The following is a 13,243-nucleotide window of genomic DNA, read 5'->3' as shown; positions in this document are numbered from 1 at the left end:
CCCCATCCGTGTAGGAGGAGACCTATGAAACGATTCGTCCAGGCCGCCCTTGCGACCTCTGTCGCAGCAGCATTCGGCATCGCCCTTGCGCAGGCCCCCGCGCCCGCCACCACCCCCGCTCCCGCCGCAGCCCCCGCCGCACCCGCCGCTCCGCCGGCGTGGAAGCAGGGCCAGCCGGATTCGATGAAGGCCTCGCCGCTCGCACCCCACGCGCCGAAGCTCACCGAGACCGCCGTCGCGGACATCCCGCTTTCCAAGTTCAAGGTCCCCGCCGGCTTCAAGCTCGAGGTGTGGGCTTCCGGCATGCCCGGCGCCCGCATGATGGCCCGCGGCGACAAGGGCAAGATCTACGTGGGCACGCGCGCCATCGGACGCGTCTACGAGATCACCGACAAGGGCGACAAGCGTGAAAGCCGCGTCCTCGTGGACAAGCTCACGCAGCCCAACGGCGTGGCGTTCAAGAACGGCTCGCTCTACGTCGTGGCCATCGGCAAGGCGCTTCGCTACGACGGCATCGAGGACAAGCCCGACGTCCAGCCCGTGGACTTCAGCGACAAGGTCCAGTACGGCAAGGAAACGCACCACCAGTGGAAGTTCATCGCGTTCGGCCCGGACGGGAAGCTCTACATCCCCTTCGGCGCGCCCTGCAACATCTGCACGCCGCCGGAAGGCTACGCGCAGCTGCGCCGCTACAACGCGGATGGCTCGGGCATGGAAGTCGTCGCGACCGGCATTCGCAACACCGTGGGCTTCGACTGGGATTCCAAGGGCGAGCTCTGGTTTACGGACAACGGCCGCGACTGGGCCGGCGATGCCAAGTTCGACGACGAGCTGAACCACATCACGAAGGTCGGCCAGAACTTCGGCTTCCCGTACTGCCATTCCAAGGGCACGGTGGATCCGGAGATCAAGAAGGACAAGGCCTGCGATGGCGTCACGATGCCCGCCGCTTCGATGGGCGAGCACACCGCCGCGCTCGGCATGCGCTTCTACAAGGGCGACATGTTCCCGGCCGACTACAAGGGCGCCATGTTCATCGCGCGCCACGGCTCGTGGAACCGCACCAAGCTCGCCGGCTACGACGTCGTGGTCGCCCGCGCCTCCGCGGACGGCAAGTCGGCCAAGATCACGCCCTTCCTCACGGGCATGATCGACGCGAAGGAGAACAAGTTCTTCGGCCGCCCCACCGACGTGATGCTCATGCCCGATGGCTCGATGCTCGTGTCGGATGAGCAGAACGGCGCCATCTACCGCATCAGCTACGCGGGCAAGGCGAAGGCGGCTCCGGCCAAGGACGGGAAGACCAAGGCGTGATGATCCTCGCGGCGCTCGTCGTCGCGGCCGCGGTGTGCGAGGGGTGCCACGGTCCCGGGGGAAACTCCGTGACCGCGGGCATCCCTTCCATCGCGGGGCAACCCGAGATCTTCATCACCAACCAGCTCATCTTCTTCCGCGAAGGCCTGCGGCCCTCCCCGATCATGGAGCCGATCGTGAAGGGCATGAAGGACGTGGAAGTGACGGCGCTGGCCAAGCAGTACGCGAAGAGCCCGGTGAAGCTCGCCGCGGAAGGCAAGCCGGATGCAGCGCTCGCGAAGCGCGGCAACGAGCTCATCGCCACGATGTTCTGCGGGCAGTGCCACCTGCCCACGCTGCGCGGCCGCGAGCAGGTGCCGCGCGTCGCCGGCCAGCGGGAGGACTACCTCCTCGCCACCCTGAAGGCCTACCGCGACAACACGCGCACCGGTGCGGATACGACGATGGCCGAGGTCATGCGCGGCATGTCCGACGCGGACATCGCGGCACTCGCGCACGTGCTCGCGCGGAAGCAGTAGCCGGGCTACGGCCCCAGGTACTTCGAGAACCAGTCCACCGTCTCCACGTTCGCGCGGATGCGGTTCGGCGTCTTGCGGAACCCGTGCCCCTCGTCGGGGAACAGCACGTAGCTCACCGGGATCGAGCGCGCCTTGAAGCTCGCCACGACTTGTTCCGCCTCGATCACCGGCACGTTCGTGTCGTTCGCCCCGTGCAGCACGATGGTGGGTGCCACCGCGCGGTCGATGCGCGTCATGGGCGAGAGCTCGCGCAGCATCGCCGCTTCCGTCTTCGGGTCGCCGTATTCGAGGGTGGAGATCGCCGCCATCCACGGCTCGGAGTGCTTGAAGAACGTCTCGAAGTTGACGACGCCGAACATGTTCGCGCCCGCGGCGATCTCGCCCGGATACTCCACGAGCCCCGCCATCACCATGTAGCCGCCGTACGAGCCGCCCATGATGCCGATGCGCTTCGGATCCGCGACGCCGCTGGCGACCAGCCAGTCGATCGTGGCCTTGATGTCCTTCACGGCGTTCTTGCGAAGCGCCCCGTTGTCCAGGTTCACGAAGCGCTTGCCGAAGCCCGAGGATCCGCGGACGTTCGGCGCGAACACGCTGATGCCGCGTGCGAGCAGCCCCTGGTAGAGGCTGTTGAACTGGGGCCGCTCCTGGCTCTCGGGACCGCCGTGGTAGCTCATCACCACCGCACCCGGCCCCTTGGCGCTCGGCGCGCGATATAGCCACGCGGAGAGCTCGAGGCCGTCGAAGGATTTGTACGTCACGAGCTCGGGCTTCACCAGCGCGGCGAGATCCACGCCGGCACTTGGGCTGTTCGTGAGCTGGCGCACCACGCGTCCCGCCACGTGATCGATCAGGAACAGATCGCGCGGCTGGCGCGAACCCGTGGCGGAAACCAGCAGGTGCTTGCCGTCGGGAAGGAAATCCACGTCGGTGACGATCTCGCCGGGCAGCCCCTCGATCTTCTTCTGCCGGCCGCTCGCCAGGTCCACCACGACGATCTCGTTGCGGCCGCCCACGTTCCAGGCGAGCGCCGCGAGCTTGCCCGACGCATCGATGTCGAACTCCTGGAGCTCCGCGTCGTCTCGCGCCACCAGGACCTCGATGGCGCCCGGCCCCTTCGGCCCGTTCACGATGCGCGCGAACGCCTGGCGGTCGCGATCCCGATTGGTCGTGAGGTAGATCGTGCCGTTGCGGGCGACCTTGCCTCCGAACGACCCGGGGCCATCGTGCTTGGTGAGCAGCGTCTCGTTGCCGCTCGCCACCTCCACCCAATAGAGGTCGTTGCTGCCACGGCTCACCAGGCGGTCGATGAGCGCGTAGCGGCCATCGGCGGAGAACCCCGCGGGCCTTTCCAACCCCGCGGGTTTGCGCGTGATGGGAACGAACTCGCCGTCGAGCTTGAGCAGGTAGGCCTGCACGCCATCGCCGCCGGCCCGGTTGGAAGAGATGCCGAGCGCCTTGCTGTCCGGCGTCCACTCGCCGATCCAGTTGTTGATCTTCCCGCCTTCGGAGAGCTGGCGAAGCCCTGTTCCGTCCGGACGGATCACCATGATTTGGCTGTTGAGCCCGCCACCCGGCAGCGACTGGAACGCGATCCACTTTCCGTCCGGCGACCACTTGAGGCCCTGCACCGGATCGTCGCCGTTCGTGAGCATCCGCGGATAGCCGCCCGATGCCGGCATCTTCCAGAGCTGCGGCGTGCCGGAGAGGTTCGTCACGAAGGCGATCTCCTTGCCGTCGGGCGAGATCGTCGAGCCCAACGCATAGCCGACCTTCGCCATCGCGCGGATGGTCGCGCCGACGTCGGCGGGCGGCTGCGCAGGCAGCGGCGCGGCGGCGGATCCGAGCGCGGCCGTGAGTGCGATCGATGCGGTGGCGATTCTCTTCATGGTTATGCTCCCTATTTCTTCTGGAGGAGCTCTCGCTCCATCACGAGATATTGCCCGTAGGCGTTGATGCGATTGGCCGCGTCGAACGCCGGCACCTTCTCAAAGCGGCGCCAGTCGGTCTTCGCGTAGGCCTCCTCGAAGGGCGTGAAGTCCTCGACGGCTTTCCCCATGGTCGTGCGCAGGTAGGCGATGTACTCCCGCGTCAACGTGAGGTCCTTGCCGGGGTCGCGCGTGACGCCGCCATGGCCGGGCACGAGGATCTTCGGCTTCAGGGCCACGAGCTTGTCCACGGTCGCCAGCCACCGCTTGCTGTCGGCCTCGCCCACGAACGGAATGCGTCCGCCGGAGAGGATGTCGCCGCTGACCACGACACCTTCGGACGGCACGGACACGATGAGGTCCTCCGGCGAATGCGCGGGCCCCAGGTAGGCGATGTCGAAGCGGATGCCGCCCATCGTGAAGGTCGCGTCGCCGTCCAGCCAGCGGTCGGCGCGCACAAGCTTCATGTGGGCCGGAACCCACTTTGAGAGCTCGGCCGAGCGCTGCTCCAGGCGGCGTGCGCCCTCCCCGCCATCCAGGTATTCCTGCGCGGCACGGTGCGCCCAGATCTCGGCTCCGGCGTCCTTGAACGCCTGCAGCCCGTAGAAATGATCGGCGTGATAGTGCGTGAGGATCACGCGCTTCACCGGCTTCTCCGTCACGTGGCGGATCGCGGAGAGCAGCGCCTTGCCGAGGGCGGGCGTGCCGAGCACGTCGATGACGACCACCCCTTCGTCCGTCACGACGAACGTGGCGTTCGAGTTGAAGCCCTCGTTCGCGACGGATGCGACGCCCTGAAGGCCCTGCACGAAGAACGTGTGGGGCGCGATGGCCTTCGGCTGGATCGCGACCTTGAGGCCCGCGAAGCCTTCCGCATGGGCAGTGAACGCGAGCACCAGGAAGAAGCCCGCGTAGAGCGAGCGGCGCAGCATCACGCGATTCCCGCGTTGCCTTCGGTCCCGATCAACTTGGGAAGGTTGAGCTTGGCCGGCGCCAGCGTTTTCTTGTCGCGCAGGTACTTGGCCGTCACGTCCCAGATCGGATCGCCCTTCGCACCCTCGGCCACCGGAGCCCAGCCCGCCACCTTGTAGAGCTTGCCGGCTTCGAGCGGCTTGCCCGCGAGGCGCATGTCCGTGATGCGCTTGCCCATGCCGGCGCCGGGCTCGCAGGTATACGTCATGCCGCCCACGCGCACCATGTCGCCGCCCTGCTGGTAGTACGGGTCGCGGTTGAAGAGGTTGTCGCAGACATCCTCGAGGATGGTCTTGATCATCTCGCCGGTGAGCTCGCTCACGGTGACGTACGGGTACGTGATCGCGGTCCAGTCCATCACGTGCTCCATCGTCACTGCCTGGCCCGGCAGCAGCGAGGTACCCCAGCGGAAGCCTGGGGAGAAGGCGATCTCCACGTTCTTCACCGCCATCAGCGCATCGAGGATCACCTGGTCCACCGTGCCGTTGAAGTTGCCGCGCCGGTAGAGCAGCCCCTCGGTGATCGCGACCTTCTCCGCGAGCTTCTTCTCGTGCGGGGCGCGCACGGCCTTGATGTGCGCCGCCATCGCGTCGTCCGCGGGAATGAGGTTCGAGAACACGGGTAGCAGGCGGTACTTGTAGCCCTCGACCTTGCCGTTCCTCACGTCGAGATCCAGCACGCCGAGGAACTTGCCGTTGGATCCTGCGTTGGTGACGAGCGTGATGCCGCCGGCGTTCTTCACCTCCACCGGCTGCGGCACGCCGTCGTGCGTGTGGCCGCCGAGGATCGCGTCGATGCCGCGCACGCGCGAGGCGAGCTTGAGATCCACGTCCATGCCGTTGTGCGAGAGGAGGATCACCGCCTGGGCGCCCTTCTCGCGCACCGCGTCCACGTTCTTCTGCAACTCTTCTTCCTTGATGCCGAACGTCCAGTCCGCGACGAAGTAGCGCGGGTTGGCGATCGGCGTGTAGGGGAAGGCCTGGCCGATGATCCCGACCGCGATGCCGTTGATCTCGCGGATCACGTACGGCTTGAACACGGGATCGTTGAAGTCCGCGGTCGAGACGTTCTGAGCGAGGAAGTCCACCTTGCCCTTGAAGTCGTTCTCGACCACATGCTTCACACGATCCGCTCCGTACGTGAATTCCCAGTGGCCGGTCATCACGTCGACGCCGAGGAGCTTGGCGGCATCGATCATGTCCTGGCCCTTGGTCCACAGGGACGTGGCCGAGCCCTGCCAGGTATCGCCGCCGTCGAGCAGCAGCGAACCGGGACGGTCCTGCTTCAACCGCTTCACGAGCGTTGCGAGGTGCGCGAAGCCGCCGATCTTCCCGTAGGTCGCGGCGGCCGTGGCGAAATCGAGGTGCGTGAAAGCGTGCGCCTCGCGATTGCCGGCCTTGAGCCCGTAGTGCCTGAGGAACTGCTCGCCCACCAGGTGGGGAGGCTTGCCCGCCGCGGAGCCGATGCCGAGGTTCACGTTCGGCTCGCGGAAGTACACGGGCAGGAGCTGCGCGTGGCAGTCCGTCATGTGCAGCAAGCCTACGTTGCCGAAGCGCGGGAGCTCGTAGAACTTGTCCAGCTCCGCCGCGCGCGAGGCGAGCGGCAGCCCGGCGGCCGCCGCGATCGCGAGCGTCTCGAGGAATTCGCGGCGGTCCACGGGACCCTTACTTGTTGACCGGCGACTGCGGGTCCATCAGCAGGGCGACGACGTCCTTGATCTGCGCTTCGGTGAGGATGCCGCTGTGGCCGAAGCGCGGCATGCTCGAGCACGCCGAGAACGCCTGCGAGTTGTACACCTTGCCGTACGCGTACTTCTGCATCTCCGGCGTGTAGCCGCGCAGCTTGGCGAAGTTGTAGAGGCTGGGGCCGATGGTGCCGTACGCGAGCTCGGCCTTGGTGAGCTGGTGGCAGGCGTAGCAGTTGGCGCCGTTGGGGTTGGCGGGATTGTCGCTGAACTGCTTGCCCACGCCGGACTGCGCGATGCGCTCGCCGCTCTTCCAGTCGCCCAGGTACGTGCCGTCGGCCGGGTACTTGATCTGGGCCTGCTGGTCTTTCTCCAGCTTCTCGCCCACTTCCTTCGGCATCTTGGTGTCACCGTGGTAGCGGCTGCACATCTTCTGCATGTCGTCCTGGTCCAGGCGGTCCAGCTTGGCCTGGCCGTTCTCCTTGAACGAGGTCTTCATCATCGCGAGGGCCTGCGCCTCGCGCTGCTCCTCGCTCACGTACGTCGAAGCGCAGCCCGCGGCGATGAGCCCGAGGACCACGACGGAACCGATGATCTTCTTCATGTCGTCTCCCGGGGCCTAGCGCTTGATGGACGGGGCGTTGTACACGCCGCCGTTGGCGTTCTTCGCCAGGAACATCGTGAGCGCGATCGAGGCCGGGGAGGTGTACTCCAGCTCCGGGAAGCGCTGCTGGCGGAAGCAGTCGTAGAGACGCCACTGGAATGTGCGCACTTCACCCTGCGAGACGCGGTAGGCGGGCCACGACGTGTACGCCTTCTGCGCGTCTGCGAGCTTCGAGAGGTTCGGAAGATCCTGCAGTCGGATGCGCAGGTTGTCGTCGCCATGGCAAGTCGAGCACGCGAAATCGTGCGGGCCGCCGCGGTGGTAGAAGATGCGCTTGCCGATTTCGTACGCCTCGATCTCCTTCGGATGCGTCGCGGCGACGTTCATCTTGATGCCGCGCGAGGAACCGGTGACGTAGGCAACGAGCGCTTCGAGGTCCGAGCGGACGCCCGGGCCGCCGAAGACGGTCTTCTTCGCTTCCGCGGGCGTGAAGCCCTGCAGCGTGACCATGCACGTGACGAGGCGCGACTCGAGGTCTTCCACCTTGTCCGTATCGGCGAAGTACTTGGGGAGCACCGTGTAGGCGCCCTTCACGACGCCGGGCCCGAGGCCGATGTCGCATTTCTCGAACGAGGCCTTCTTCGGCCCGCGCGGCTGCTTCCAGAGATCCTCGCCGCGCGCTTCCCAGAGCTCGGCGGGGTTGCCGTCGCCCAGCGCCGCGCGGTACTTCTCGATCTCCTCGATCACCGACTTGTCCTGCGCCTGTGCGCCGAGCGCAAGCGTGAACAGCACTGCCATCAGGCCGGATCTGCGGGCCATGACGCCTCCTTCGAGTTATGGGTTTGGAACTACGGCTTGAGGTAGACGAATCCTTCCTGCGCCTGCAGGCGGGCTACCTCGGCTACCCCGGAGGGGACGAGCTTCGCTTCTTCGATCACGGCGGTCTTCGGGTCGAGGTTGCGCGACTGCAGCGTGAACGCGCAGACGTCGAACACGACGCCCTTCGACACGAGGTCCTGCACCGCGACCTCGAACGGGTTGCCGTTCGCGTCCTTGGCGTCCTTCAGCAGGAAGTTGATGCCCGCGGCATGCGACACCACGACGATCTTGGCCTTCGGGTCCGCGGTGAGGTGGTTGCGGATGTTGCGCAGCATCTGCGGCGCTTTGTCCACGCCTTCGTTCATGTGATAGACGACCTTCACCGGATCGCCGGGCGCCGCCCCTGCGAACAGCGAGGCGAACGCGAGCAATGCGGCGAGCAGTGGCAATTTCCAGGTGCGCATGGGCCCTCCGGGCTCAGGTGATCGTGGCTTCGTCGGTGCGCTTGTCGCCCTTGTTGTCGGTCCAGGTCACGGTGACCTTGTCCCCCGGCTTGCCGCCGGCGAACTTGAACGACAGGAACGGGTTCTTCGCGACCGCCGGGCCCCACTCGGCCGAGAGCACGGTCTTGCCATTCCAGGTGGCCGTCACGTTCTGGATGAACCAGGCCGGGATGGTCGCGCCCTTGGAGTCCTTGCGCTGGCCGGTTTCCATCTCGTGGCTCATCAGGACCTTCACTTCGACTTTGTCGCCGGCCATCGCGGCTCGGATCTTCATCGGGTCTGCCATGGTTTCTCCTTTAGCCGCCGCAGCCGCCGAGTGTCACTTTCACTTCCTTGCCCACGTAGTAGAACTTCCCGTCCGCCTTCACGAGCGCGATGACGTTCGAGGTCTGGCCCATCTTCACGCGCGTCTGCACGCCGGGCTCGGTGCCTTCGGGGATGTTGAACGTGGCCGCGAGCGTGTTGGGGTTCTTCTCCACCAGCAGCGCGATCGATTCGGTCTTGGGGATCTTGCTGGTGATCGTGAACGGCACCACGGCGCCGTTCTCGGCGATGTCCGGGGACGTGATCACGATGTCCTTGCTCTCCGTGGCGGCAGCGGCACCGCCCAGGGCCTTCACCGTGTCGTTGACCGACTTGGTCTCGAAGGCGGCCTTGTTCCAGCTCCCCTGCGCCCAGGCACTGCCCGGCTTGAAGAGGCCCGCGGATACCGCGAGGCCCATCACGGCCAGACCACCCGAACGCTGGAGGATCGTCCTGCGACCCGTATTCATGGTTCCTGCTCCTTGAGCGTTTTTCTGGGAAACAACCCTGAAATTATAGAACAGCCCGGGGGGGCTATTTACTCCCCGCCAATATCCATTTCACGAGCGTACGAACGTCGGTTTCGGCGAGATCCGGGTTCGCCGGCATGGGAATCGAGCCCCAATTGCCGCTACCGCCCTGCTTCACCTTCTCCACCAGCTTCGCTTCGGCACCCGAATCGCCGCGGTATTTGGCCGCGATCTCGTTGAAAGCAGGTCCCACGATGCGCTTGTCGATCCCGTGGCAGGCCACGCAGGCGCGTTCCTTCGCGAGGGCGGCTGCCGGCGAGAGGGCGGCCGCGGCGACCTTCGGCGTGCCGTTCGCCGGCGGCTCGCCACGTCCCGGGCCGATGGCGCGTTGCTGCGCTGCGAGATCGCCGTGCGAATCGCGGGCGTATTCCGGCAGGGCCGAGGCCAGCGTCACGTCGGTCTCGCACCTGGACATGCACGCGGTGTTCTTCACGTCCGGCGTGGCCTTGAGGTCCCACAGGCCATGCGCGCGGCTCACGCCGTTGCGGTTCGGAAGCTTCTGCTGCACATCTGCGATGTTCTTGTCCGAAAGGACGAAGTCCGCCGGCACGATGTCGCCCAGGTTGAGGATGTACGCGACGACCGCATAGACCTCTTCCGTCGTGAGGGATTTCGGCGCCGTCCACGGCATGGCGCGGTTGATGTAGTCCCAGAGCGTGGAGATCGTCGAGAGCTTCATCAGCGTGGTGCGCGCTTCGCCGCCCGTGACCAGCGACTTCACGCGGCCCGCTTTGATGTCCGCGGCCGTGGTGCCACCCACGATGGGCTGGAAGACCTCGTTGGACTCGCCGAACGTGCCATGGCACGAGGCGCACTTCGCTTCCCAGACCTCCTGGCCCTTCGCCACGCTGCCCGATCCCGGCGGCAGGCCCTTGAAGTCGGGACGCACGTCGATATCCCACGCGGCAATCTCGGCGGGCGTCGCGGTGCGGCCGATGCCGGGATACTGCCCGGCAGTCGTCATCCCCGCGTAGGCGGGGACCCAGGCCAGGAGCGCCAGCGTTGCCGTCATTCCCGCGAAGGCGGGAATCCAGCGCTCAGTAAACCTGGACATTCGACACTTCCCCCGTCTCCGCCACCTTCCACGACTGGATCGCGTTGTTGTGATAAATCGATCGCGATCCGCGCACGGCCCGGAGCTGGTTGATCTTGGGCTGAACGTAGCCGGTCTCGTCGATGGCGCGCGACTGCAGGATCGCGGGCGCACCGTTCCACACCCAGTCGATGTTGAAGCGGCGCAGGCACTTCGGCATCTCGGGATTCTCGAGCCGCGCCGTGCGCCAGTTGCGGCCACCGTCGAACGACACGTCCACGCGCTTGATGCGTCCGCGTCCCGACCACGCGAGGCCGGTCACGTTGTGGAAGCCCTTGTCGAGGATCGTCTGCCCGCCCGAGGGCGTGGTGATCACGCTCTTGCACTCCTGGATCGAGCTGTACTGGCGATGCACGCCGTCGGGCATGAGGTCCACGTAGTGCAGCGTCTCGTCCTTGGTGGCCCAGGGCTGGTCGCCGACTTCGATGCGCCGAAGCCACTTCACCCACGACACGCCCTGGAGGCCCGGGGCCACGAGGCGGATGGGATAGCCGTTCTCGGGGCGCAGCATCTCGCCGTTCATCGCCCAGGCGACCATCACATCGTCCAGCGCTCGGTCCATGGAGATCGTGCGCGTCATGCTCGAGCCGTCCGCGCCTTCCGCGAGGATGAACTTGCCGTTCTTCCGGTCGAAGCCGCAGTCGTCCAACAGCGTGGAAAGCAGCACACCGGTGTATTCGCAGCACGAGAGCATGCCGTGCGTGTACTGCACCGTCGGCACCGCGACGTTGCCCCACTCCATGCCGGTGTTGGCCCCGCACTCGATGAAGTGCATGCGCGAGACCGACGGCAGGCGCATGAGGTCGTCCATCGTGTAGACCTTCGGCTGCTTCACCATGCCCATCACCATGAGGCGATGCTTGCTGGGATCGATGTCCCACCAGCCCTGGTGATGGCGCTCGAAGTGCAGCCCGTTCGGCGTGATGATCCCGAAGAGGGCCTGCAGCGGCGCGAACGAGACGGACGCCGCCGAGACACGCGTGAGCCCGGGGCTCTCGCGGCGCTGGAGGTTCTGCTCGAATTGCGACGGCGAACCGTAGCCGCGCGCGGCCACGGGCTGGCCCAGGCCCTTGGTGTGTTCCGGCAGCTCGAGGATCTCGGACTCGCCCTTGAAGTCGGATCCGCGAAGGGGCTGCGCGATCGCGGTGCCCGCGACGGCGGCACTCGCGGCCACGAAAGCACCGCGCAGGAAGTCGCGCCGGCCCGATTGAACGGCGGCGATCTGCTGCTGCGTGAGGAAGCCTTCGGGCGCGCGCTGGACGCGGCCGGGCTTTGCGTCGGTGGGCATCCGGACGACTCTACGGCGCGGCCGGTCCATTAGTCAATCCTAATATTGAAGAGCGCTAATATGGCGTCGAGCCTTGCGATCCGATACGATTCGCGCCCATGCCTGCCACCCGCAAAACCCCCGCCACCGCGACCGTGTCCACGGACATCTTCGAGCTCATCGGCAAGAGCGAGAACATCGAGCAGGCGAGCGCCGCGATGCAGGCCATGGCGCACCCGCTGCGCCTGAAGATCCTTTGCCTCGTCGGCAACCAGGAGCTCTCGGTGCTGGAGATCGTGGATGCCGTGGGCACCTCGCAGAGCAACATCTCCCAGCACCTGGCGGTGCTTCGCGACCAGAGCATCCTGTTGTCGCGCAAGGAAGCCAACAAGGTCTTCTACCGGATCGAGGATCCCCGCATCCTCAAGATGATCTCGCTCACGCGCGAGATCTTCTGCAGCCGCTAGCCCTTCCAGCGGTTCGCGGCCACGTCGTCGCTGGCCCGCGCGTCCACCCAGCGCTCGCCTTCGGGCGTCGATTCCTTCTTCCAGAACGGCGCGCGGGTCTTGAGGAAATCCATGATGAACTCGCATGCCGCGAAAGACTCGCCGCGGTGCGCGCTTGTGACACCCACCAGCACGATGCGGTCGCCCGGCTTGAGCGGGCCCACGCGGTGGATCACCAATGTCTCCAGCACGTTCCAACGCGACGCCGCCTCGCGGCAGATGTCGTCCAGCGCCTTCTCCGTCATGCCGGGGTAGTGCTCGAGGGTCATGGAGCTCACGCCGCGCCCATCGTTGGCGCCGCGCACCAGGCCCACGAAGCTCGCGAGCGCGCCTACATCGGTGCGACCGCCGGTGAGGACCTCGAGCTCGCGGCCGACGTCGAAATCCGCTTCCTGGACACGGACGATCGGCATCGCTAGCCGCCCGTGACCGGCGGGAAGAACGCGACCTCGTCGCCGGGCTTCACCGGTGTGGCGGCATCCGCCATCTGCTGGTTCACTGCGACGCGGAAGTTGCGGCCCGGCGCGAACGCCTCGGACCAGCGGTCGCCGCGCGAACGCAGCTGCTCGATCAAGTTCGAGACCGTCGAAGACGCGGAGGAAAGCGGCACCTGCTCGCGGGCGCACGAAAGGCTCTCCCGCAGGCTCGCGAAATACAGCAGCGTGACCATGGAGCTAGCGGACGACGCCCAGGCGTGCGCGGTCGAGGCCCAGGTGGCGAACGAGGAAGCGCGCTACACCTTCCGCGTCATCGAGCGCGATCTGGGGAAGCTCCGTGGCAAGGTGCTCATCGGTCGCGATCGCGACGATGTCCGGATCCTCCGGGAACAACAGCGGAGCGCCGGCGAGCTTGCGATGCACCTCGATCTTGGGCATCTCGGCGTGCTTGAAGCCCTCGACGATCACGATGTCGCAAGGTGCGAGGTGCTTCAGCTGTTCCTGGAGCGAAGGTTCGGCCGCGCCACGCAGCTCGTGCATGAGGGCCCAGCGCCGCGACGAAGTAATCAGCACCTCCGCGCAGCCCGCGTGGCGATGGCGCCACGAGTCCTTGCCGGGCTGGTCCACGTCGAATTCGTGGTGGGCGTGCTTCACGAGCGAGACGCGCAATCCCCCCGTGACGAGCAGGGGAATCACCTTCTCGATGAGCGTGGTCTTGCCGCTGCCGCTGAAACCCGCGATGCCGATGATCTTCACATCGCCATG

Annotated in this window: 16 protein-coding genes; 3 read left to right on the top strand and 13 right to left on the bottom strand. The window is 66.4% G+C overall.

All coding sequences use genetic code 11. The features are described from left to right. Positions 1-24: 24 nt before the first annotated feature. Entirely contained in the window at positions 25-1,314 is a 1,290-nt protein-coding gene (locus DSM104443_RS10440) for a PQQ-dependent sugar dehydrogenase (protein ID WP_171091956.1), read from the top strand. Continuing rightward, positions 1,314-1,832, top strand: coding sequence for a c-type cytochrome (locus tag DSM104443_RS10435; protein ID WP_246232918.1), 519 nt, complete (start codon positions 1,314-1,316; stop codon positions 1,830-1,832). Before DSM104443_RS10440 ends, DSM104443_RS10435 begins: the two co-directional genes overlap by 1 nt. A 5-nt stretch (positions 1,833-1,837) precedes the next feature. Here the strand turns inward: DSM104443_RS10435 and DSM104443_RS10430 are convergent, their stop codons facing one another. The 10 genes from DSM104443_RS10430 to soxC all read right to left on the bottom strand — a co-directional run bounded on the left by DSM104443_RS10430 (position 1,838) and on the right by soxC (position 11,556). After that, positions 1,838-3,721, bottom strand: a complete 1,884-nt coding sequence (locus tag DSM104443_RS10430; RefSeq protein WP_171091952.1) for a S9 family peptidase — start codon at positions 3,719-3,721, stop codon at positions 1,838-1,840. A gap of 11 nt (positions 3,722-3,732) precedes the next feature. Continuing rightward, positions 3,733-4,692, bottom strand: a complete 960-nt coding sequence (locus DSM104443_RS10425) for an MBL fold metallo-hydrolase (RefSeq protein ID WP_171091950.1) — start codon at positions 4,690-4,692, stop codon at positions 3,733-3,735. Beyond that, positions 4,692-6,389, bottom strand: a complete 1,698-nt coding sequence (soxB, locus tag DSM104443_RS10420; RefSeq protein WP_171091948.1) for a thiosulfohydrolase SoxB — start codon at positions 6,387-6,389, stop codon at positions 4,692-4,694. Before soxB ends, DSM104443_RS10425 begins: the two co-directional genes overlap by 1 nt. A gap of 7 nt (positions 6,390-6,396) precedes the next feature. Next, positions 6,397-7,020 carry a sulfur oxidation c-type cytochrome SoxX gene (gene soxX, locus DSM104443_RS10415; RefSeq protein ID WP_171091946.1) on the bottom strand — a complete coding sequence of 208 codons (624 nt, stop codon included), beginning with the start codon at positions 7,018-7,020 and terminating at the stop codon, positions 6,397-6,399. Positions 7,021-7,035: 15 nt separating this feature from the next. Continuing rightward, positions 7,036-7,839, bottom strand: coding sequence for a sulfur oxidation c-type cytochrome SoxA (soxA, locus tag DSM104443_RS10410; RefSeq protein ID WP_171091945.1), 804 nt, complete (start codon positions 7,837-7,839; stop codon positions 7,036-7,038). 29 nt (positions 7,840-7,868) lie between these two features. After that, complete coding sequence (locus DSM104443_RS10405) at positions 7,869-8,303, bottom strand: DsrE family protein (protein ID WP_171091942.1); 435 nt, start codon at positions 8,301-8,303, stop codon at positions 7,869-7,871. Between the two features lie 13 nt (positions 8,304-8,316). Next, complete coding sequence (soxZ, locus tag DSM104443_RS10400) at positions 8,317-8,628, bottom strand: thiosulfate oxidation carrier complex protein SoxZ (RefSeq protein ID WP_171091940.1); 312 nt, start codon at positions 8,626-8,628, stop codon at positions 8,317-8,319. 10 nt (positions 8,629-8,638) lie between these two features. Further along, entirely contained in the window at positions 8,639-9,115 is a 477-nt protein-coding gene (soxY, locus tag DSM104443_RS10395; protein WP_171091938.1) for a thiosulfate oxidation carrier protein SoxY, read from the bottom strand. A 64-nt stretch (positions 9,116-9,179) separates the two neighbouring features. Next, positions 9,180-10,229 carry a c-type cytochrome gene (locus tag DSM104443_RS10390; RefSeq protein WP_246232824.1) on the bottom strand — a complete coding sequence of 350 codons (1,050 nt, stop codon included), beginning with the start codon at positions 10,227-10,229 and terminating at the stop codon, positions 9,180-9,182. After that, entirely contained in the window at positions 10,213-11,556 is a 1,344-nt protein-coding gene (gene soxC / locus DSM104443_RS10385) for a sulfite dehydrogenase (protein WP_171091935.1), read from the bottom strand. The genes DSM104443_RS10390 and soxC overlap by 17 nt, the downstream gene beginning before the upstream one ends. A gap of 98 nt (positions 11,557-11,654) precedes the next feature. Between soxC and DSM104443_RS10380 the strand changes: the two genes are divergently transcribed. Continuing rightward, on the top strand, positions 11,655-12,002 hold the full coding sequence (locus DSM104443_RS10380) for an ArsR/SmtB family transcription factor (RefSeq protein ID WP_171091934.1): 348 nt from the start codon (positions 11,655-11,657) through the stop codon (positions 12,000-12,002). Here the strand turns inward: DSM104443_RS10380 and moaE are convergent. Genes moaE through mobB form a run of 3 tightly spaced genes read right to left on the bottom strand, consistent with a single transcriptional unit; the run spans position 11,999 to position 13,234 of the window. After that, entirely contained in the window at positions 11,999-12,454 is a 456-nt protein-coding gene (moaE, locus tag DSM104443_RS10375) for a molybdopterin synthase catalytic subunit MoaE (RefSeq protein ID WP_171091932.1), read from the bottom strand. The genes DSM104443_RS10380 and moaE overlap by 4 nt on opposite strands. 2 nt (positions 12,455-12,456) lie before the next feature. Beyond that, positions 12,457-12,711, bottom strand: a complete 255-nt coding sequence (gene moaD / locus DSM104443_RS10370) for a molybdopterin converting factor subunit 1 (protein ID WP_171091930.1) — start codon at positions 12,709-12,711, stop codon at positions 12,457-12,459. A gap of 4 nt (positions 12,712-12,715) precedes the next feature. Next, positions 12,716-13,234 carry a molybdopterin-guanine dinucleotide biosynthesis protein B gene (gene mobB / locus DSM104443_RS10365; protein ID WP_171091927.1) on the bottom strand — a complete coding sequence of 173 codons (519 nt, stop codon included), beginning with the start codon at positions 13,232-13,234 and terminating at the stop codon, positions 12,716-12,718. Positions 13,235-13,243: the final 9 nt, after the last annotated feature.

The organism is Usitatibacter rugosus (genome assembly GCF_013003965.1).
GTDB lineage: Bacteria > Pseudomonadota > Gammaproteobacteria > Burkholderiales > Usitatibacteraceae > Usitatibacter > Usitatibacter rugosus.
The sequence above is the reverse complement of the archived record's forward strand: the minus strand, read 5'-3'. Positions and strand labels throughout refer to the sequence as shown.

Bases quoted from the DNA above. Each gene is read 5' to 3' on its own strand.
- DSM104443_RS10440 (WP_171091956.1), top strand. From the start codon at position 25: ATGAAACGATTCGTCCAGGCCGCCCTTGCGACCTCTGTCGCAGCAGCA.
- DSM104443_RS10435 (WP_246232918.1), top strand. From the start codon at position 1,314: ATGATCCTCGCGGCGCTCGTCGTCGCGGCCGCGGTGTGCGAGGGGTGC.
- DSM104443_RS10430 (WP_171091952.1), bottom strand. From the start codon at position 3,721: ATGAAGAGAATCGCCACCGCATCGATCGCACTCACGGCCGCGCTCGGA.
- DSM104443_RS10425 (WP_171091950.1), bottom strand. From the start codon at position 4,692: ATGCTGCGCCGCTCGCTCTACGCGGGCTTCTTCCTGGTGCTCGCGTTC.
- soxX (WP_171091946.1), bottom strand. From the start codon at position 7,020: ATGAAGAAGATCATCGGTTCCGTCGTGGTCCTCGGGCTCATCGCCGCG.
- soxA (WP_171091945.1), bottom strand. From the start codon at position 7,839: ATGGCCCGCAGATCCGGCCTGATGGCAGTGCTGTTCACGCTTGCGCTC.
- DSM104443_RS10405 (WP_171091942.1), bottom strand. From the start codon at position 8,303: ATGCGCACCTGGAAATTGCCACTGCTCGCCGCATTGCTCGCGTTCGCC.
- soxZ (WP_171091940.1), bottom strand. From the start codon at position 8,628: ATGGCAGACCCGATGAAGATCCGAGCCGCGATGGCCGGCGACAAAGTC.
- soxY (WP_171091938.1), bottom strand. From the start codon at position 9,115: ATGAATACGGGTCGCAGGACGATCCTCCAGCGTTCGGGTGGTCTGGCC.
- DSM104443_RS10390 (WP_246232824.1), bottom strand. From the start codon at position 10,229: ATGTCCAGGTTTACTGAGCGCTGGATTCCCGCCTTCGCGGGAATGACG.
- soxC (WP_171091935.1), bottom strand. From the start codon at position 11,556: ATGCCCACCGACGCAAAGCCCGGCCGCGTCCAGCGCGCGCCCGAAGGC.
- DSM104443_RS10380 (WP_171091934.1), top strand. From the start codon at position 11,655: ATGCCTGCCACCCGCAAAACCCCCGCCACCGCGACCGTGTCCACGGAC.
- moaE (WP_171091932.1), bottom strand. From the start codon at position 12,454: ATGCCGATCGTCCGTGTCCAGGAAGCGGATTTCGACGTCGGCCGCGAG.
- moaD (WP_171091930.1), bottom strand. From the start codon at position 12,711: ATGGTCACGCTGCTGTATTTCGCGAGCCTGCGGGAGAGCCTTTCGTGC.